The organism is Burkholderia sp. BCC1998, from assembly GCF_905339875.1.
Classification (GTDB): Bacteria; Pseudomonadota; Gammaproteobacteria; order Burkholderiales; family Burkholderiaceae; genus Burkholderia.
The window spans coordinates 82,777-102,567 of record NZ_CAJPHE010000014.1 but is presented as its reverse complement, the minus strand read 5'-3'; the positions used below and the strand labels follow the sequence as shown (position 1 = coordinate 102,567).

Below are 19,791 nucleotides of genomic sequence, written 5' to 3'. Positions count from 1 at the left end.
GCGCACGACCGCAAGTGAGCACGGTTTGAGGTCTCAGTAGCGGCACCGATGCGGATACAACCGGCCTTGCTGCGAGCCTAACTCTGACCAAACCCTACGAACCTACTCGCTGCTTTGTTTAGGCTTTGCGGAGACCGACCTGTTGTTGTTCCGCTGCTTCGACAAGTTGCGCCACACCGTTGGCTCGAAGTGCAGGCCGCGTTGGTCAGCCTCACGCATTCCTGCCGCCGCCACATCGCCAGGCAGGCGCACGGGCAGTGCTGGATCAACCGGCGGGTTGGCCAGGTAGTTATTTCCCAAGAACTCAGTCTGGTGCTCAAACGCAACGCGGCCGGCGAAGAATTCGGGGTTTAGCAGTTGCAGAAAGACGTTGCTGCCGCTCCATTGCTGCGGGCGATCAATTTGAAACTCAACCCGCCCGGCAGGTTGGCTTGATTTGAAGCGTTTCGATGGTCCAGCCCGAAGTCTCACTTCATAGGCGGCTCATATACGGGTGGAAACCAACAGCCCGCCGGCTGATACCAAATCTTTAACGTCATCCACGTCTATCAAGGCAGCCTTGCCAATATCCACCATTCGGACCGGTATCGATGTTTGCTGCAGCATTCCCTTGGCCCCCTGATCACCATCCAGATTCCGCATTTGAGAGAACAAAGCAGATGGCACGATGACTGGATGTCCGGGCTCCTCCCCGTCCGATCCTCGCACCACCACACCTTCGCTCGCCTGAAAAGCGGACAAGAGCTCATTGAGATGAGAGAGGTGGCCGCGCTCGTTCGGACAGGTTTTCGATATTTTTAAGTGGAATGTCCGAGGCAGTCATGCTGCCGATTTGATCGCAGGCAGCGTCGCGAAGTATGCCTCATCCGGCGTCTGATCCGCCAGGCTCGAATGGGGCCGTTTCCGGTTGTACAACTCGATGTATTCGCCGATGGAACGCCGGGCATGGCTGACCGACTCGTACGCTTTCAAGTAGACCTCCTCGTACTTGACGCTGCGCCATACTCGCTCGACGAACACGTTATCGCGCCAACTTCCCTTGCCGTCCATCGACAGCCGGATGCCCCGACCCAGCACGGCCTCGGTGAACGCACCCGCCGTGAACTGGCTACCCTGATCGGTGTTCACGATGTCCGGCAGCCCGTAACGGGCGAACGCTTCTTCCAGTGCTTCGACGGCGTGCACGGCTTCCAGCGTGATGGCGACCCGATGCGAGAGTACCTTGTGGCTCGCCCAGTCCACCGCCGCCGTCAGATACACGAAGCCGCGCGCCATCGGAATGTACGTCGTGTCGAGTGCCCACGCCTGATTGGCCCGCTCGATCTTCAGGCCGCGCAGCAGATATGGCCAGATCTTGTGCTGCGCGTTGCGGCGGCTTGTGTTCGGCTTGCAGTACAGCGCCTCCACGCCCATGCGCTTCATCAGTGTGCGCACGCGACGGCGACCAACTTCATGGCCTTCCCGGCGCAACAGGCGCGCCAGCATCCGTGCTCCGGCAAACGGAAACTCCATATGCAGTTCGTCGATTCGTCGCATCAGCAACAGATCGGCCTCGCTGACCGGCTGTGGTCGGTAATATGCGCTCGATCTCGCGATGCCAACCAGCCGCGTCTGATGCGAAACCGGCAGCGCATGCCTACGATCGATCATCGCTTTGCGCTCAGCAATCCCGACTTGGTGAGCGCGCCGCTTAAAAAATCATTCTCCAGCGTCAATTGGCCAATCTTCGCATGCAGCGTTTTCACATCCACCGGTGGCTCGCTCGACGGCGTGCCCGGCGAGCCGAACACATCGGCCGCGCGCTCCTGCAACTGCCGCTTCCTTTCCGTGATCTGGTTCGGATGCACATCGAACTGCTGCGCCAGTTCACCCAGCGTCCGCTCGCCCTTGACCGCTGCCAGCGCCACCTTCGCTTTGAACGCCGCTGAGTGCGTCCGTCGAGTTCTCTTCGTCATTTCCTCGGTTCCTTTGCCGGCATTATCGCTGGCTCAGGCCCCGGCCAAACCACTTATCCGACTGTCCGAATTTGCGCGGCCACCTCTCTTTCGTAAGGGCTGAATCTAGCTCACAGGTTTTAAAGGACAGCGTTCCGGAATTGTCTTGGAAGCGAATTCCAAGACTGACTCCGGCCACTGCGTGTGCCTCTCAAACTGCGAGTTAAGCTTTAACTTAAATGGATTTAAAGTTAATTTCGCGCACGAACAGCAACCGACTCTAGATGGGTGAGCAGATGCTGCCCGGCGCTAAAACCAACCGGGTTTCGGCGTAAATTTAGATCCAGTTCGGGGTGGATTCTTTGGAGTAGCGTTCGCCAAACGCGCCTTCGGGGAGAATTTCCCTGACTCTGGAGAGGTCCTCCTGCGTGAGCAAGAGGTTTGCAGCACCCACATTTTCCGCAACACGTTCCGGCTTGCGAGACCCCGGGATCGGGACAATGTCCTCGCCCTGAGCCAGCAGCCAGGCAAGCGCGAGCTGCGAGACCGTTGCACCCTTTGTGGCTGCCAACTCGGTCAACTGGCGGACAGCATCGACATTCTTCTCAAAGTTGCCTGGTTGCCAGTGAGCAGCGGTGCGACGGTAGTCATCCTCCTCGTATTCGGCGGCCGGTTTCGCTGCGCCAGTCAGGAAGCCGCGACCGAGCGGTGAATAAGGGACGAGCCCGATGCCAAGTTCGCGTAAGGTCGGGAACAAAACTTCGACGCCTCGTTCGAACACCGAATACTCCGTCTGAAGCATCGCCACCTCCTGCACCGCATGGGCCCTCTTCATGGTCTGTACGCCAACTTCGCTTAGACCAAAGTGCTTGACCTTGCCCTCGGCAATCAGATCCTTGACAGTACCGGCGACATCTTCGATGGGCACATTCGGATCTAGCCGATGCTGATAAAAGACATCGATGTGATCGACGCCGAGATACCGCAAACTGTTCTCGGCGACTTCGCGGATATGCTCCGGTCGGCTATCGACACCCCAAGAGCGGGTGAACCCAAACTTAGTCGCCAACACGACATCGTCTCTGAAGCCCTTGACCGCACGTCCGATGAATTTCTCGTTTTCGCCCCAGCCGTAAACTTCTGCGGTGTCGAAAAATGTCACGCCTAAATCGTAGGCTTTGCGGATCGTGGCAAGCCCGGCGTTTTCGTCAGCGGCTCCATATGCAAGATGAAAGCCCATGGCGCCGTAGCCGATGGCGGAGACTTCGGGGCCGTTCGTACCCAGTTTGCGCTTTTGCATGCTGTACCTCATTTGTGTGTAATCAGTCTAGAGCACGAGCAGACCTTGCCAGTTGTCTGAAGGTCCTGAAAAGTTGCCCATTCCTATCGATCTACTGTTTTTTTAGGCAGTTGGTATCATTCGGAAATGGAAAATCTCGACGAAATCTGCGGGCTTGCTCAGCGACATGCCGGTCAACCGCAACCTAGCCTGCCTAGGTTGAACATCCATCGCTTTTCCGAGCCAACCCCGCTCACCCTCCGGGTGTACAAGCCGATGGCGTTGATCGTGTTGCAGGGCACTAAGAAGTCGATCATTGGTGGTCAAGTCTTTGATTACGGGCCAGGCGAGACAATGGTGGTTTCAGCGGAAATCACTGTGATGGGTCAGATCGTCCAGGCCTCTCCAGAAAAGCCTTTTCTTGCGGTTAGCCTTGACCTTGATCCTGCTGTGATAATGAATGTGGTCCGTTATCTCTCGGAGACGCGAGAGTTCCAAATGCAGCCTGGCTTCGCGTTTAGCTTGCCGAACGCTGAATTGATTGGCGCTTGGCAGAGGTTGCTTGCCATGTATGAGCGGATGCGCGAAATTCCGGTGATGGCGTTGCAACTTGAGCACGAACTGATTTCCCGGCTGATGTTGAGTCCGCACGCTGAAATGCTGCGGCAGATCGCCGGAGCGGACTCACGCCTGTCTCACATTCGCCGGGCTATGGCCTGGATTCGAGAGCACTATATGGATCAGCTCACCGTTGAGGATATGGCAGCAGTCGCGGGCATGAGCGAGTCCGTCTTTCATCGGCGGTTTAGAGCAGTCACCGCATTGAGTCCCTTGCAATACCAGAAGCAGATTCGATTGCATGAAGCCCGTCGCCGCATGTTTGCCAAAGAGGCCGACGCTGCGACCATAGCGTTCGCAGTGGGCTACAAAAGTACGTCGCAATTTAGTAGAGAGTACAAGCGACTATTCGGAGAACCACCGCACAGAGATGTGGCGACTTTTACCGGGCTTGCTTGCAAGGAAAGCATCGGCTAATCGCTGCGCAGCGACGGGGAACGGGAAGCGAATCGGGATGCGAGTTGCATGGCATTTCTCCTGACGAAAAGGGTTTGCTGTTCAAACCGCACACCGGATTCCTAGATTCGGAGCCCAGCCTTTCGGCTGTTCTGTGCGGTTGGCACGAGGAACCCAGTTCGTGCAAAGCTCCTTGACCGTGGGCGCCTTGCGCGTCTGCGCCTTGTCTGCGGCCGGGTCGCCGCCCCGGCGCACCTGGGCCAGCCATTCCTGAGCCAGCGAGCGGGCCTGTTCGACGGTCAGTTCTCCGTATTGACCCAAGGCGGGCTTGCGGCGCTCGCCGGCGTTCGTCCGGTACTGGAGCGTGAACACCTTGCGGTTCGATGGGGTAATCTTGCACAAGAAGCCGGGCACCAGGGTATCCCTGAGTTCGACGGACTGCGCTTGGGGTTGTGCCGCATCGACTGCGGACTTGGTGAGCTTGATCTTTGCCATGATGACTCCTCGGAAAGACCCAATTCCCAAAAGCCTCATAGGGGCCACCAGCAGGGAAGTTGGGTCAGGTTTCGGAAAGCACCGGCATATGTTGAACTCGCCTAAGTTATTGATAAACCTGCTGTATCGGGCTTGGGCGTAGTCCAGCGAAGTTCGGTGCTGGAGTCATGGTGAAATGAAAAATATCATCGCACCCTACTATTTGCCACCGCACTTCGGTTGTTTTACACAGTGGTACTCGTCCACCCTCATCTGTCTGCCGGTCCTAGAAACGACAGTTCAATCACGCCATCCATAGCGCCCCGATGTGCCGAACCTTAGTACCAACTGGGCTCTGGCTATCCTGGCAAAATCCTAGTGGCATTGCCAGGCAAGATAGTAGTGATATCGAATAGCACAAAAGTAGTGTCATCCAATAACGCGATTTTAGTGATATTCTGAGACAGAAAAGTAGTGAACTCACCTAGGTCAACAAAATGGCGGCACCCAACGAAAAACTGGCGGACTCTCTGAACGTACTTAAGGCGTTGCAGGACCAAGGCTTCCGGGTATTCCAGCCTTCGGTCATACCGTCGCTCACTCGCACTCATCGAGAACGACTGGTTAGGGCCGGGTTCCTGAAGCAGGTCATCCAGGGATGGTATCTCGCGAACAATCCAGAAGATGCTGACGGCGATTCGACACACTGGTACGCCAACATGGAGGTCTTTGTCGCGGCGTACGCCAACTCGCGCTTCGATGACGACTGGCAACTCAGCGCCGAACTGTCGCTTCTGAAACACAACGGTCACACCAGCATTGCGAAACAGCTACAGTTGCAGTCGCCGAAAGCCAACAACCAGATGCAGGCGCTGCCGCACGACTGCTCCCTGTTTCTCTACCGCATTCCGGAATCCCAACTCGTCGCCTCGCGAGCCCCGGACGCCAGTGGGCTAATACTTATGCCGTTGCCCGACGCGCTGATTCGCGTCAGCCCGACGTTCTTCACTCAGCATGAGATGGCCGCCCAGATTGCGATGCGACAAGTCGACATCTCGCTGCTCATCGCACGCCTGCTCGAGGGAGGGCACAGCCTGGTTGCTGGCCGACTGGCCGGCGCCCTCAGGGCCGTAGGACGTACGGCCGATGCAAACCAGTTGCTAACCACCATGAAGGCCGCAATGTACACGACAACGGAGAACAATCCGTTCGAGCGGCCTCTTGCGCAAATCAACGGACGACGCAACGAATCCCCCTACGTCCTACGCATCAAGGCGATGTGGTCAACCATGCGCGAGACTGTCCTCAAGCGGTTTGAGAACGTTCCGAGGCGGGGATTAACTGATGCAAACAGCCTACTCTCGGACATCGCCGCCCGGTACGTCGCGGACGCATACCATTCGCTGTCCATCGAAGGGTACCGGGTCGGCGCTGAGCTCATAGAAAAGGTCCGCAATGGCCAGTGGAGCCCGCTCACGCCCCCTGAAGACCGGCAGACCCGAGACGCCATGGCAGCAAAGGGGTACGCAGAAACGCACAGTCACGTCAAGGCGCTCATCGGCCGCGTGGTGAATGAAGGGCTGAAACCGGCTGAAGTCTTCAGCGCAGATTTTTTCCAATGGTACGTGACGCTTTTTTCGCCGAGTGTGCAGGCCGGTATTCTCAAGGCAGGAGACTTGGCTGGTTTTCGCAACAATCAGGTTTTCATCCGTAACGCCCTCCACGTGCCCCCCTCTCCAGAGGCCGTACGCGAATGCATGCCAGCTTTGATGGACCTGCTGGAAAGCGAAGAGCACGCCGGCGTCAGAGCAGTGCTGGGCCACTTCATTTTCGTTTTCATTCACCCGTACATGGACGGTAACGGACGCCTGTCACGATTCGTCATGAACTTCATGCTGACCACGGGCGGCTACCCATGGACAATCGTGACCGTCCAGTCGCGCAAGGCTTACCTGGACGCGCTCGAACAAGCCAGTACCTATGGCAACATCGAACCGTTCGCCGACCTGCTTTGCAGTCTGATATCAGAACAAGCAGTGACACCCGTCGAGCGTATTACTCAGCGCCCAGAAGCAGGGGATTGGACAGTGCCTCCGGTCTGACGGCCTCACCTTCCACCGACTGGCTTCAAGCGCAATAGCGTCGTTCGAGAACTTGGGGGTATCGTAGCGCTTCGGCTGCCCGACAGGAAAGACGAGGACTCGACCATCCTTGAAGGTGATGAAATCCGACTCCTCTTCGATCCAACGCTACACACTGATCGTCGGGCGCCGGACCAGCCGCTGAAGCTCCGGCTGGGCGGCCGGAAGCGGTCCTTAACCCGCGATCAGGAGCATGATCAAATTTGACCTCACTGACCTCCGGCGCTCAGACAACTTGGGATGGTACCGCCGTCGCGGAGACGGTGACCCACTGACCGTCGATCAACATGTCGCGTAGTTCCGAGCCATTCAGGGTGTAGACGTGCTCGACACCCACGCGCGGACGCGCCCGGCGAATCGCCAACGTGATCGCCATCGCCGTGTTCGATTGAACGGATTTCAGTTGCATTGCGTTCCTCACAAAAAAGAAAGGCGAGGAACGCCCCTGCGGGGACATTCCCCGCCAGGGTTCAAAGAAATGGCCGCCGCCCTACTGGGCAAGCGCTGCTACATTAATCACTGCATCGGCTTCGGCGATCAACTCGGGCGTCTGCGAGATGAAGAACTCCCGCTCGTAACCGCCCTGTTTCAACACCTCCCGCTTCATACGCATGAACTGCACCTTGCGCTGCGGATCCAGCGGCCCATCCGACTCGTCGCTGAACAGCGACTGGTATGGCTGGCTCGCATTCCCCGCGATATACAACGCAATACCGCGCGTCAGGCACTCGTTGATCCAGACCTTCTGCCCACCGGACATGACCCCGACCGACTTGCTGCTGTCGCTGTCGGCGTCGTGCACGAGGATTTCGAAGCCCTCACGCAGTTCGCCGTTCGCGAGCGCCCGCTGTGTCTGGATCTCGACCGTGAATCGCATGCCGTAGCACGCAAGCAGCAGGTCGTTCACCGTCTTCGTCAGGGCGGGACCGGCATCGTCGATCGTCAGCGCAATTACGCCGTCGTTGCCGAGGGCTTTCGCCACCAGCTTCCAGTGCGCGATCTCGTCCGAGATGCGCGCCGCCAGCGACTGCGTTGCCGCCAGGCCGCCTAGTTCACGCTCCAGCGAACCGAGCTCGGTTTCGCGTGTCGCCTGACTGCGGATCAACGCTTCGATCCGCGCGTCGAGCGCCGTGCCTGCGTCGCGGTGCGATGCAATCTGCCGGTCCACATCCGCGATTGCCTGCGTGACGTCGACTGCGACGAGACGAGCAATTTCCGTCTCGATCTCACGCGACAGTGCAGCCAGCCGGCCCATTTCCGTCTCACGACGTTTCTGGGCTTCACTGTCTTCGACATCGAGGGTGGCAAGCTCAGCGCACGACGTCGCCAGCCCCGCATCTGCCGCATCCAGCAACGGCTTGCGAGCCGCCAGGTCCGTCGCACGCTGTAATGCCTGTCGTGCCGCCGCGATACTGGCGTTCACCTGCTGAAGTTCAGCGCGCTTCGCGGACAGCGATGCGATTGCCGGCGCGAGCACATCCCGTTCGTCTCTCTGCGCCTTGTAGCGGGTGCGGAGATCCTTCAGGGAAACGGTCTGAACTTGCGCCTGTTGTGCTGCGTTGCGCGCTTGCACGAGCAACGGACACGTGGCGTGAATCTCCATCCCGGCGCACGGCACCGACTCAACGACAGCCGCTTGCCCCTGCAGGTTCTTCAGTAACTCGGCTTTGGTCGCGCCTTCCGATTCGAGACCGGTCATCGCAGACTGAACCGTCGCCAGCCGAAGCTGCTTCGCATCCATGTCGGCGATGGCCTGCTGCAATGGCCCGATCTGCGCTTCCAGTTGTGAGACGCGAAGCTGCGCTTCGTCCCTCGCGGCAGCGGCACCAAGAATGGCGTCACGTTGCTTCACCACCGCTTCGTGGCCCGTCATCGTCGTGCGAATCGCGGCGCGGCGTTGCGTGAAACGTTGCCGATCCGCGGCCGTATCCCGTTCGACGCCCTGTAGGGACGTGGCCACCTCGTTACGCCGCACGTTGAGTTCGCGCAGTCGTGCTTCGACACCCGCATTCTCGCCCTGCTTCGCCACGAGCGTCGCCCGCTGCTGCATCAGGCCGGCGAGCACGGTTTGCACCGACTCCCGTTCAGCGCGCGCCGAGACAATTGCCGCGGCATCCGCTTCGATCGCCTTACGCGTCGCGTCGGCACGTTCACGCTTCCCGGCAAACGCCACAATGTCCTGCTGCACGGCATCCAGACGCCTGGTCAACACTTTAATGACGTCGGCCGCCTTCGCAGCCAGCGCACGCAGATGGTCGATCTTGAGCAACTCGGCGAGCAGCGTCTTGATCTCGTTCGCGCCGTAGGACGCGAGTGGCCGCCGGTTCTGCGCGGAAAACACGCTGGTAAAGAACGATTCCAGCGAGCCACAGATCGCTTCGACACAACGGTCGTAGGTCTCGCCCTTGCCGTCCGAAACCGTGCCCTCCGGCAACGTCACCGGGCGCCACTCCCCGTCCATCGAGCGGTAGAACAGGAAGTAGTCCGCCTTGCCGGCTTTACCCGGTTTGCGAAACGCGAAGGTTGAGCGATAACGGATACCGTCGTGCTCCCACTCGAACTCCTTGCGCGCCTGTACACCGCAGATGTGATCCCAATAGGAAAACGCATCGATGGACAGCTTCGATGCGCGCGACGGCATGATCCGATACGGATGCAAGTTGTCCATGATCGTTGTTTTCCCGGCGCCATTCGGGCCGGTTAACGCAATCAGCCCGCGAGGCAAGGATTCGAGATCGAGTTCGACGCTGTCGCGCTTCATTCCGTCTCGTACCCCATAGAACCCCTCGAGGAACAATCTCAACGGACGCATGATTCCGCCTCCAAAAAAGAGATCTCCTGCAGGTATTCCGACGGCAGGAACGGGATGTCCTCGTCGTCGATCGGCAGCACCGGCTCCGGCCGGATGACCTTGGTGCCAAGCGTGCCAGCCACGGCTTGCCGAACCGTGTCGCAAAGCTGCGCGAACGACGCGGAAGCCTGCTTGATCAGCGCGTCCCAATCGGTACAGCCGGTCAGGACCTGAAGCTCGCGCCCCGACCACTGACTGGCGTATCCCGAATTGAACGACCAAAGCAGGTTCTGCATCTGGACGTCGGGCACCACGGCGACTTCCGGGGATTCTACGTCGGTCGCATGCACGAGCACGAGGAAACAGTCGCGCTGCGCAATCGTGAAGCCGCGACCTGAGCCGAAGGGCTGATGAAATAGCGCAGCTGTGCATCCGCCGTGGTCAACGAGACGCTTCTGCAACGCCTTTGCGTCGTTCGACGCGGAAAGCTGCTGGACCCAACGGGCACCTGCGGGATAAAGGCCAAACATAGACACGCTCCTGTGAAATGGACGGAGTGCGCCCGGTAGGGATCGCTCCCCGCCAGGGTAGATAAGAAAATGGATGCAGCGGTGCTGCGATCGATGCGCCTGACGGCGCGGGGTGAACCTCGTTTCGATAGCCACGTGGGCTATCGGAACACGGCTGTGTCCAACTCTCGGTGTCGTGCTGACCGTCGAGACAGGCAGCGCTCAGGCTGCGAACAGATCATCGTTGAGCCATGACAGCGACGGCTTTGATTCAGGCTCCGGCGCAGCTTCGAGACTGGCGGCGACCAGCGGGACGACGTTCGCGGTGCCGCCAGGAATCTCCAGCACCTCGATCGAATCGCCAACCTGCGCAATTCGATCAAGCACCGACGCCGCGATCGCTTCCGCGTCGCCCGTCTCGAGCAGCTGCAGCCGCTCAAGAAGCGGGTCGGGGTCGACCGAAGTGAGCTCGCACCAGCGCGCGACCTTCGCATCGACCGTCACCGCCTTGCTGATCCCCTCCGCGCGGCTTCTCATCACCGGCAGGATGCGCGGCTCGAGCTTCAGGCCAGCGGTCGACGCAAACATCGATTCGATTGCCTTCCGGTCGACGAGCTGCTTGTGCTCCTCGTCGATCTGCCAGCGAATCCGGACGAATTTCCCGGCCGAGTCCGCGGCAAGCGCCGCAAGCTGCGCTTCGTCGGGCGGACCGTCGAACGAAATGCATACCATCTCGCGCGACGGCGTCGTCACCAGCTCGGCACGTGCTTCAGCCGCCAGCACGTCCCATAACAGGTAACCTTTGTCGCCTTCTTCGCCGTAGTGGAATCGCCCAATCGAGCCGGGATATCCCACCGCGCGCCCTTCGCGCAACCAGATCTGGTGCTTATGGATGTGACCCAGCATGAACGCGGCACACTCCGCGGCGAACAGCGTGCCGAGGCTGAACTCGTGATCGAATCCCGCCATCGTCACACCATGCTCGGTTGTGCATCCAGCCACCGTGCCGTGCGAGAGGCCAATTGTCGGCACGCCGATCGCGCGCAAGCGGGCGTTATTCCTGCCAGCCGCAGCGAGGTATGTTCCGAGCACGTCGCCGAGCTCGGTCGACGCTGACAACGCACCGACCTTCAGTGCGAGATCGGCCTTGTTCATCGTCGGCAGACAGGTGAACACCGCGTCCGGATAGAGTCCGTCGAACGCAAGCATCTCTGCGTCGTCAAACACCGGACCGTCGGACGCTCGGAACTGCGTGCCGATCAGCGCAACCTGACCAATCCGATCTGCAACGAACACGGGATGCCGCGCGCCCATCAACGCAAAGTTGTCGAGCGTGCCTGGCGGCTCATGCGAGAACGTGCCCTGCAACATGATGACGGGCATCGCTTCGGCCAATCGGTGCACCTGTGTCGCGAGCGCATGCAGCGACGGCGCGTGTGCGTCGAGGCGATGATCGGTCGAGTCGCCCGAGATCACCGCCACCCGCGCCCCGCGCGAGATCGCGTCGTCGACTGCGAACGCGAAACAGCGATCGGCCTCGTCTGCGTTCTCCGGCGAGTAATGCAAGTCAGAAAAATGCGCGATTTTCATCGCCGCCTCCAAAATTAAAAAGGCCGCCTCTCGGCAGCCGACAATGGATAGTCAAGGAATGGCCGCTTGCGCGGACGGTTTCGATGCGTGAATGACGCGGTCGAAAGCACTTGAGCAAAGGGGCTTTGCTGAAATGCTCTCGCAGTCACTTGAAAGAAAGGACGCCAGCCCCGCGGGGCTGGCTAATGGGGAACACCGTTATCGGCCGTTGAGCGATTCGACTGCCTCGCTGATCTCGCGGGCGAGAACATCCGGCGCATCGAGGGCACCGGTCAGCCGTCCGATCATCTTGTCGACGTCTGCGGGCCGTTCCGTCCAGCCGCGCCCGAACTTGACATGGCCGTAGACGCGAAACTGCTCGCGGCGCGCGTCTGCGTTGAGGCGAAGACGCAGGAGCAGATCCTGCAGGCGATGCCGCTTCTCTTCGATCGACTCCGGGGGCGGGTCGTCGTGTTCATCGCGTTGAGCATTGCCAGCGTGCGTCGCCGGTTGGGTGTCACCCGACCCGACCCCGCCGCCTCCTTCAGTCGAATGGAGCGGAATCACCGTGCCGCCCGCACCGAGAAGTGCGGCCGCACCTTGCGCGACCTCGATCGCCGGCGCCGCTTCGTCCGCGCCATCCAGCAGCGCTCCGATGTCGATATCCGCGTCGAGAACCGTCAACATCTGGGGCTGACGCACGGCCTCACCATTCTCGTTGATCCGCGTGATGTCGAATTCCCGCTTCGAGAGCCAGAAGCGCGTGCCGGTGAGCCTGCCACGCGCCAACTGCACCGTCTGCATCGCGGCGTAGGCTTTCTGGAGCACGTAGATCGAGTTCGTCGGCAGCTCGACCAAGCCGAGCCCCTTGATGTCGGGGACCGCGAACACGAAATGCGCGGAGAGATTGCACTGCCGGCTCTGATACTGCGGGCATTGCTCGGGATCGCAGACGCCGTCCGGGATTGCGTCGTCCTGGCGGAAGATCACGTCGCGACCACCGAAATGGCGCGTGGCTCGTTGGGCGCGCGGATCGCGCTCGACCTTTGCGTAGGTCTTGCAGTACCGGATGCCGTCGGGACCATACTGCGAGAAGAACTTCCGACCGGTGGTGCCCCATGCGGCCATTTCGTTCGGGAGGTTCTGCATCCAGTCGTCGAAGGCGAACAGCACCGGGAAACGGTACAGCCGCACTCCGTGCCCGCGATCCTCGCCGTACAGCTTGAGAATCTCGTCGGCCACGTCCGGGTTGTTAAAGTCCGATCGGCGGCACGTGAAGTAGGCGACGTTCTTCGGCGCCAGTGCGTTCCGGAGCTGGCAGCGTGATTCGATCGCTTTGCCAATCGTCTCGGATGAGTCGCCGGCGGCGACCATCGTTTCGTACAGCCTCACCGCCTCCTGATTGGCGCGCGCCTTGGACGTCAGCACCTTGATACCGGGCCGGATACGTCCTATCACCGGAGGGCGCATTGCACGCTCTTCGACCAGGCTGCGCACAGGGCCGCCCAGCATAGGGACTACAGCATTCATGAAGGTTTCCTCGCAAGATAGAAAATCGCCTGAGTGCGCATCGCGCTCGCTGACTGCTCGAGCGTGCTGGCGGCCGCCTCTCCTCGGCGTTCGGCGATGTGGGACAGAAAGATGCGGCGGTCGGGATCGCTGTACATCGCGACCTGAGCCACCTCGCACCGCGCGCGCCAGGCTGGCGACGCGGTATCGGCAGTTGCGCGCTCGTCGGCAATCGTGTTGCTGATAACGTTGGCGATGCGCGCGTCGAGACGGTTGGGAAGCATGTGAACCTCCGGGACAGGAACAAACGACGAAAAAAAAGCGCGTCCCTCGGCAAGAGGAACGCGCTTTTCGGATTCGTGGAAATGACCCAAGCGCCACGTCCCTTCCGGGGACGTGGCGCTCAGGGAGCCGGTCGGCTCATATCGAGGACGTTAGGTCGTCCTCGCGCAGCATGGTCACGCCGCGCAACAGCCCATTTTCGGAAATACCACTCCGCCGCAGGATCACGGCTCAGTCGACTACGATCGTTTTACCCAGACTCTGGTCTGGAGAGAGACACCCGATGTCCGGGCTCGAACGATGTCGCGGCGCAAATACATGCGGCCGGCGACGAGTTTTATGACTGAAAGATGGGAAGTGCTGGCTAGGCACTCATCAGCAGAAGATTCCACACCAGTTGCCGGCTGGTCGGAGCATGCCCATTGGCACGGCTTGTACAGAAGATGGACTTCGGGTTACGAAGTCTAGGTCGATGCGTCGTGGACGCGAGAAGTAGAGTCAGTATTGCGGAAATTTGCGACCGGAAAGGGTGGAAAGCTCACGAAAACAGGCCCGCTTTTGCCTGAATTGTTAAATCGGGTTAACCCAAAATCATTGGTGAGAGAGACCACCCGTAAACATCATGTCCGCCGTTCTCGAACCACCGCACGACCCGCAGCGGGACGCGCCCCTGCTCGACCCGATCGCCGTCGATGCCAACACGCGCCCGTCGAACGATTCGCTGTCCCCGTCGTCAACGGGACTCAAGCCGATCCAACGTCTGACGAGCGACAGCCGCATCGATCGAATCATCCCCGATTCCGACGCGGTCACCGTGCTGCGCTATAGCTCGCAGTTCGCCCGCAATTTCATTCGCGGCGACTACAACTTCTGCGCGTCGAAAATCACCGTCGCGCGCGGGGGAAAAACGCATGCGCTCGAGTCCGCGCTGCGTGATACGTCGGACTGGCTGCGCAAGGCGCTGGTGTGGGTCGAAAAGCACGAAGCCCGGACGATCGCTTTCCCCGCCGAGCATATCGAACTGAAGGTCACGCGACCGCTCGCGGGTCTGCTGGTCCGTTGCCTCACCCAATACGACAAGCTCTTTGTGGCGACGATGGAAGCCGTGCTCGCCGAAAAAATCACCGCGCAGGACCGGGCCACCATCCTCGCGAACGCCGAGGGGCGGATCAAGCACATCTCGCTCGTCTGCGTGCCCGACAACGATCGCTACCAGGTAGACGGGACGCTGCGCGATTGAAGGTTCATCGCCCGATGAACTTGACTAGCTGCCGGAATAGCTACGCTGGCAAAGACTACGTGCCGGGTGCGACGCACGGGCAAGCGCTCGCTCGTCGAACGACCGCGCACGCGTGAGCAATCTCGCAATCTCGTATATGCGTCCGCAACCGAGACGCCTTCACACGCGGAGAACTATGGACATCCGAGAAATTCAGGCGCTGCACGCCCAGTACGCCGCCCACCCGGTCGTGATCGACATCAACGGCCACGTCCAAGCCATGCCGGCACTCCCGGCTCCCGAAGGAAATCGCAGTCGGATCGCGCTACCCCGCCTCGGCCGGTTCAAGCGTCTGGTCAGGCCCGTGGCCATTGCCGTGGCAGTTGCCGCGCTCGCTGCGGGCGGCGGTGTGAGTGCCGCCAAGCTGTGGCGGGTACTGCGCGTACCATCGCGCGCCGAGGCGACGCACGAAGCCACCACGCCAGCTCCCCGCCCTGCGTCGGCCGCCGCTTCCGCTCTCGCCGGCCCCCGCTCCCTGATAGCGGCCGACTTCGCCGGTTCGAACAGCGCCCCAACGGGAGTGCTGGCAAGCGTCGATCCGCGCTCGTTGACCGCCCGTCACGATCCGCCACCCACCGATTCATCGCCGCGAGAGCAGGCCGCGCCGAGCGACTTCGACAAGGCCGCAGCAGCACCGATCCGTGCGCCGCGGACCGCACCCATCGCGCAGGCCGCCGCGCAGACCGTGGCTCCCGCAACGACCGAACCGGCACCGCCACCGGCTGCCCCACCTGCTGCACCACCGAAGGCCGCTCCCCGGCATATCCACCGCGCCACCGCGCGCCCGCATGCCGCACCGGCAGAAAATACCGAACTCGCCGCACCTGCGCCCACGCCGGCGCCTGCCGCCAAAGCGCCCGCAGCGGGCAAGTCCGGCGACGTCCAACTGTTCTAACGAGGCGACCATGAAAGCAAAAACCATCAACGTGACGCTGCTGGCCACGGGCCTGGTCGTCCAGGGCGATCTGATCCTCGACCACGGGATGAGCGCGTTCGCACTCGTGAGCGGCAGCATCATCTCGACGGCCGGCCTGCTGCATATCGGCCAAGGTGGAATGATCAAGGGCAAGGTGCAAGGCGAGATCGTACGCATCGACGGCGTCGTGGAAGGCGATGTGCATGCCCGTGACATGCTCGAGATCAACGGCGTAGTGAAGGGCAACGTCTATTACTGCGGCACGATCCGGCTTGGGCCACAAGCCGCGCTCAACGGTCAGCTCAAACGCGTCCCGCGCGAATTGATCATTGAAGCGCCGACGGCCGGCGCACCACTCAGCGACAACGCCAATACCACGGCACTGACCACGTCATGAAGAACGTGCGTAAACTCCTCGGCTCGATTGTCCAGCGGGCGGTACCTATGGCAATCATCATCTCGTCGCTGGCTGCTTCGGCGGCCATTGCTGTCAGCGGTCTAGCGCGGTTATGGGGATCCCCCGGCAATATCACTACCGAGGCGATTGGGAACACTGTCCATTTCGTTGCTTACGTGCTCGCCTGGCGCAACGAAGGCGTAGCCGACATCTGGCTTCTCCAGGCTCCTATCGCGCTCATCACCTACCTCCTGATGACCACGGTCCCGCTGTTCATCGGATGTTTAGCTGTTGAACTGTGGGAGCTGTGCCACGAAAAAGCCGAAGCAGACGACGTAAACACGGCGCCATAAGGCTTCGAATTTCTCCGCAGGTCGGCCACCTCACGTGGCCGATTTTTACTCGATTCCGGACTCGATCACGAACCGCGAAACGGCGTTCTTCTGGATCGACGTGATGACAAGAGTCTCCCGCGCGCGCGTCATCGCCACATAGAAAAGCCGGCGCTCCTCGGATTCCGGGCTCTTGTCGTCCGGCACGACGCCCTCCTCCGCGCGACTGATCCATACGTAATCCCACTCCAGCCCCTTGGAGCCGTGCATCGTCGTGAGCACCAACACACCGTCCCCGGGCTTGTTGTTATCCCGCTGCAAGAACTCGATGCGATTGGTAAAGGGGCCGTTCAGGCGGCTGATCACGTCGTAGGTGCACTGGAGCGCCCGGATGGCCGCATCCCCTTTCGCGTACCCCATCATCCATTCGAACACCCCTTCGAGCGCAAGCGAGTGGAATTCCCGCTCGCAGAGCGACTGCCATTCGGCCAGACGCTTCATGAACGCTCGATACGCGGTCGCCGTGTCCTCGGTCAGGCCGAGCGCAACCAGATCCTGTTTCTGACGCTGAACGAACTCGGCGCCCATGTCCCGATGGAGTGCGCGCAGATCATGCGAACTGATCCCCATGTATCCGAGCACCGCGTCGACACCGTTCTGCTTCCGACCTTCGACGATCTGGAGGAGATTGCACATCAGTGCCGCCTGCGGCCGGTTGAGCACAGAACCGCCGGACGCGCGGTAGTACGGCACGCCGTGCGACCGGCAGACCGATTCGATCGGATCGAGGTTGCGGTTGGTGCGCGCGAGGATCGCACACGTCCGGCCTGCTGCCAGTTGCGCCTGCAGCGCATCGACTGCAGCAATGGCGTCTCCGTATTCGTCCTCGAAGCGCTGCGACGACACTGCGCCGCCGCCGCCGCGGTCGGCGTGCAACACCTTCGGAATACGGTCGACGTTGTTGCGAATGACGCGGTCGGCCGCCGACAGAATCTCCGATCGGCAACGGTAATTGCTGCCGAGCACGATCTTCTGCGCGTCAAACGTCCCGGAGAAGCTCTCCATGCCTCGGACGCCCAAGGCCGAGCGGAAACCGTAGATGCTCTGGTCGTCATCACCGACAACGGTGACCTGCGCGCCGGCGCGCGCGTGCAGCTCGACCCACCGATATTGAAGCGGATCCGTGTCCTGAAACTCGTCGACGAGCAGATCCGTGAAGCGATATGGACGGATATCGCCACTTTCCATGCCGGCCACGGCCAGCCGCAGCATGTCCTGGAAATCGATCTTGCCGTTGCGCTCGAGCGCTTCCTGATAGGCGGCATAGAGCCTTGCTTCAGCCGATCCGGATTCAGCCCGACCGAAGTTCGTCTTGATGCGTTCGATGATCGGCACCGCTTCCTCGACTTTCCACTCGAAGCCGAGCTCCGCGATCACGCGACCCAGCATCCCGAACCGGTCGCCGTCGGACGCAATATCGTGGCGTGCACGGCCGGGCCGACCGATCTGCTTGAACGCCAACGAGTGGAACGTCCCGGCTATTAGCCGCCGCTTCGCGTCCGGCACGGCGATCGCCAGGATCCGCTCGCGCAGCTCGAGGGCCGCGTCCTTACTGAACGTCACCGCACCTACCACCGCGGCCGGATCCTCTAGTAAGCGCGCGGCCTTGGTCGCGATCGTCTTGGTTTTCCCTGCGCCAGGACACGCGATCGCGACGCAGTGGCGGCGCAGGAGTGCCACCTCGCGCTGTTGGGGGTTCAGCTCGTCGAGCATGGCACTCACCGCGCCCCCTTATCGACCGCGGACGGTCGTCATCAGACGCAGGTGCGTCATGTAGCCCCGCACGCCGATCGGATGGAACTTGCGCAGGAAGCGCGACGTTTCCTCGTCGGCGTCCGACTGATCACGCACGCCGTTCCAGACCAGAAAGTCGAAGTGGTCCATCACCTGATCGTACCTCAGCATCACCGACAGCAACCGCATCGAGAAACGCGAATACGCCTCGACCGTGATGTCCAGGGACGGCTTCGTCACCGTCGGCGAGAACACGATGTCGCCGCGCTCGCGCATCTCGGTCTCGGTTCGCTCCCGAAAGCCGTGCGCCACTTCAAGCTGCTCATTGACGTACGCTTCGAGGTCGTTCAGCTGCTTATCAAAAAAGGTCGTCACCGTCTCCTGATCGTCGGCGCCGAACGTCGCCCGGCCAAACCGCTGCATGTTGATGCTCATCCGGTTCAGATACGGCCACCATTGCTCAAACAGCGGCTTGAGCCGAGTGTGCTTCAGTCGAACATCAGTCGACACGACCGCCGCGCCGGACAGTTGCTTGTTCATCAGCTCGCGGCCGATTTCGCGGCGGCGCTGAATGATGCGGACCCGCTCGGCCGGCGGCAGCTCGCGGAACAGCTTGCGCGTGCGCGCGACCTGCTCGCGCTTCTCGTCGGCCTCGGCGGCACTGATCATGCCTTCCTTCTGCAGCGTGGACGCATCCTCCTCCATTCGCGCCAGCTCGTTCTCGAGTTCGGCATCGTCGGAGCCGTCCGTCGTCGGCCGCGTCGCCGGGTCGATGGCGGCGTCCTCGGCTCCGCCGGCGGCCGCAGTCAGGACCGGCCCGGTCGTCGGATGCTCTGCCGTCTTCTCTCGTGCCTCGTCATCGAGGACGTGCGTCTCGTTGTCAATGGTGGTCATCATGGTCCTTTGGATGGGGTGAGTAACCGCACGCGCGGCATGCGTCTATTCTTGCGAGGTGGCGGCCCGGAATCGCCCCGAAACATGGACGATTTCTGCACGCTTTTGCCCGAGGTCGACGCGAAGGCAACTCGAGCCATACAAAGGACCAAATGAAAATGCCCCTCAACCGGTTGAGGGGCATTTGGCGGAAAGCTCCACAAATTCGTATCGCTTTCTGTCCTATTTCGTCGTGGCCGCCCGCGCGTGTGGGCGGAAAACTGTCTTACCCGCACGAACGGAGCCAATCACCAACGTGTGGCCCGCGTCGGCCGTGTGAGCAACGATTCGAAACGGTGCAACTGGCTTCACCTCCGGAGCCGTCCACGACGGGACGTCGGCGGCAACACACACGTCGACCGGTGCGTACTCAACGTCGGTATCGACCTGAACAAATGAGAGATCGGTCGGAAACAATTCTTCGGAATCGGCGTTCGAGACGCGGTCAATTCGGTCGATGAACGCGCGCGCATCAGGCTCGTCGACGAACGTCCGAGCAGTTTGCTTGGCCTTCACATGGGCCAAGACATCGCCCGAATCATGAGAAAAGAATGCCCAGCCGAAGAAGCCGTTGTAGTCGAGTAACGTGCCTCTCGACGTCGAATGAATGATGACTCGCATGGTTCTCCTTTTCGAGG

The 19,791-nt window shown here is 60.9% G+C and carries 19 protein-coding genes and 1 pseudogene; 6 read left to right on the top strand and 14 right to left on the bottom strand.

Annotated features, from left to right (window positions below):
• Positions 1-102: 102 nt before the first annotated feature.
• The 4 genes from U5A56_RS23255 to U5A56_RS23240 form a co-directional block, all read right to left on the bottom strand.
• Entirely contained in the window at positions 103-471 is a 369-nt protein-coding gene (locus tag U5A56_RS23255) for a hypothetical protein (protein WP_257774526.1), read from the bottom strand.
• 12 nt (positions 472-483) lie between these two features.
• A complete protein-coding gene (locus U5A56_RS23250; RefSeq protein WP_257774527.1) occupies positions 484-741 on the bottom strand; it encodes a hypothetical protein in 258 nt (85 codons plus the stop codon).
• 78 nt (positions 742-819) lie between these two features.
• A protein-coding gene (locus U5A56_RS23245) for an IS3 family transposase (protein WP_374692752.1) occupies positions 820-1,955 on the bottom strand; the annotation gives its coding sequence in 2 pieces (ribosomal slippage) (positions 820-1,691 and positions 1,691-1,955; 1,137 coding nt in all).
• Between the two features lie 316 nt (positions 1,956-2,271).
• Positions 2,272-3,234 (bottom strand): aldo/keto reductase, encoded by a 963-nt coding sequence (locus U5A56_RS23240; RefSeq protein ID WP_257774529.1) that lies wholly within the window; start codon positions 3,232-3,234, stop codon positions 2,272-2,274.
• A gap of 126 nt (positions 3,235-3,360) precedes the next feature.
• Here U5A56_RS23240 and U5A56_RS23235 point away from each other — a divergent pair, with 126 nt between their 5' ends.
• Positions 3,361-4,248, top strand: a complete 888-nt coding sequence (locus U5A56_RS23235; protein ID WP_257774530.1) for an AraC family transcriptional regulator — start codon at positions 3,361-3,363, stop codon at positions 4,246-4,248.
• A 150-nt stretch (positions 4,249-4,398) separates the two neighbouring features.
• Here the strand turns inward: U5A56_RS23235 and U5A56_RS23230 are convergent.
• A pseudogene (locus tag U5A56_RS23230) lies at positions 4,399-4,722 on the bottom strand (Arm DNA-binding domain-containing protein); the annotation flags it as partial.
• A 476-nt stretch (positions 4,723-5,198) separates the two neighbouring features.
• Here U5A56_RS23230 and U5A56_RS23225 point away from each other — a divergent pair.
• Positions 5,199-6,803, top strand: a complete 1,605-nt coding sequence (locus U5A56_RS23225) for a Fic family protein (RefSeq protein WP_257774531.1) — start codon at positions 5,199-5,201, stop codon at positions 6,801-6,803.
• A 265-nt stretch (positions 6,804-7,068) separates the two neighbouring features.
• Here U5A56_RS23225 and U5A56_RS23220 read toward each other — a convergent pair whose 3' ends face one another.
• The 6 genes from U5A56_RS23220 to U5A56_RS23195 form a co-directional block, all read right to left on the bottom strand.
• Positions 7,069-7,251, bottom strand: a complete 183-nt coding sequence (locus U5A56_RS23220) for a hypothetical protein (RefSeq protein WP_257774532.1) — start codon at positions 7,249-7,251, stop codon at positions 7,069-7,071.
• Positions 7,252-7,332: 81 nt separating this feature from the next.
• Positions 7,333-9,654 carry an AAA family ATPase gene (locus tag U5A56_RS23215; RefSeq protein WP_257774533.1) on the bottom strand — a complete coding sequence of 774 codons (2,322 nt, stop codon included), beginning with the start codon at positions 9,652-9,654 and terminating at the stop codon, positions 7,333-7,335.
• Positions 9,642-10,163 (bottom strand): hypothetical protein, encoded by a 522-nt coding sequence (locus U5A56_RS23210; protein ID WP_257774534.1) that lies wholly within the window; start codon positions 10,161-10,163, stop codon positions 9,642-9,644. The genes U5A56_RS23215 and U5A56_RS23210 overlap by 13 nt, the downstream gene beginning before the upstream one ends.
• A gap of 201 nt (positions 10,164-10,364) precedes the next feature.
• Positions 10,365-11,732, bottom strand: coding sequence for a metallophosphoesterase family protein (locus tag U5A56_RS23205; protein WP_257774535.1), 1,368 nt, complete (start codon positions 11,730-11,732; stop codon positions 10,365-10,367).
• Between the two features lie 198 nt (positions 11,733-11,930).
• On the bottom strand, positions 11,931-13,241 hold the full coding sequence (locus U5A56_RS23200; protein WP_257774536.1) for a hypothetical protein: 1,311 nt from the start codon (positions 13,239-13,241) through the stop codon (positions 11,931-11,933).
• A complete protein-coding gene (locus U5A56_RS23195; protein ID WP_057929848.1) occupies positions 13,238-13,504 on the bottom strand; it encodes a hypothetical protein in 267 nt (88 codons plus the stop codon). Before U5A56_RS23195 ends, U5A56_RS23200 begins: the two co-directional genes overlap by 4 nt.
• A 620-nt stretch (positions 13,505-14,124) precedes the next feature.
• Between U5A56_RS23195 and U5A56_RS23190 the strand changes: the two genes are divergently transcribed.
• From U5A56_RS23190 to U5A56_RS23175, 4 genes are all read left to right on the top strand, one after another.
• A complete protein-coding gene (locus tag U5A56_RS23190; protein ID WP_257774537.1) occupies positions 14,125-14,742 on the top strand; it encodes a DUF1845 domain-containing protein in 618 nt (205 codons plus the stop codon).
• A gap of 175 nt (positions 14,743-14,917) precedes the next feature.
• Complete coding sequence (locus U5A56_RS23185; RefSeq protein WP_257774538.1) at positions 14,918-15,676, top strand: hypothetical protein; 759 nt, start codon at positions 14,918-14,920, stop codon at positions 15,674-15,676.
• Between the two features lie 10 nt (positions 15,677-15,686).
• Positions 15,687-16,094: a bactofilin family protein gene (locus U5A56_RS23180; protein WP_257774539.1), complete on the top strand. Its 408-nt coding sequence runs from the start codon at positions 15,687-15,689 to the stop codon at positions 16,092-16,094.
• Entirely contained in the window at positions 16,091-16,447 is a 357-nt protein-coding gene (locus U5A56_RS23175; protein WP_257774540.1) for a hypothetical protein, read from the top strand. The genes U5A56_RS23180 and U5A56_RS23175 overlap by 4 nt, the downstream gene beginning before the upstream one ends.
• A gap of 45 nt (positions 16,448-16,492) precedes the next feature.
• On the opposite strand, the gene U5A56_RS23170 is transcribed toward U5A56_RS23175, so the two are convergent.
• The 3 genes from U5A56_RS23170 to U5A56_RS23160 form a co-directional block, all read right to left on the bottom strand.
• Positions 16,493-18,199: an ATP-dependent helicase gene (locus U5A56_RS23170; protein ID WP_257774541.1), complete on the bottom strand. Its 1,707-nt coding sequence runs from the start codon at positions 18,197-18,199 to the stop codon at positions 16,493-16,495.
• 18 nt (positions 18,200-18,217) lie between these two features.
• Entirely contained in the window at positions 18,218-19,114 is an 897-nt protein-coding gene (locus U5A56_RS23165; protein WP_257774584.1) for an ATPase, read from the bottom strand.
• Positions 19,115-19,336: 222 nt separating this feature from the next.
• Entirely contained in the window at positions 19,337-19,774 is a 438-nt protein-coding gene (locus tag U5A56_RS23160) for a hypothetical protein (RefSeq protein WP_257774542.1), read from the bottom strand.
• Positions 19,775-19,791: the final 17 nt, after the last annotated feature.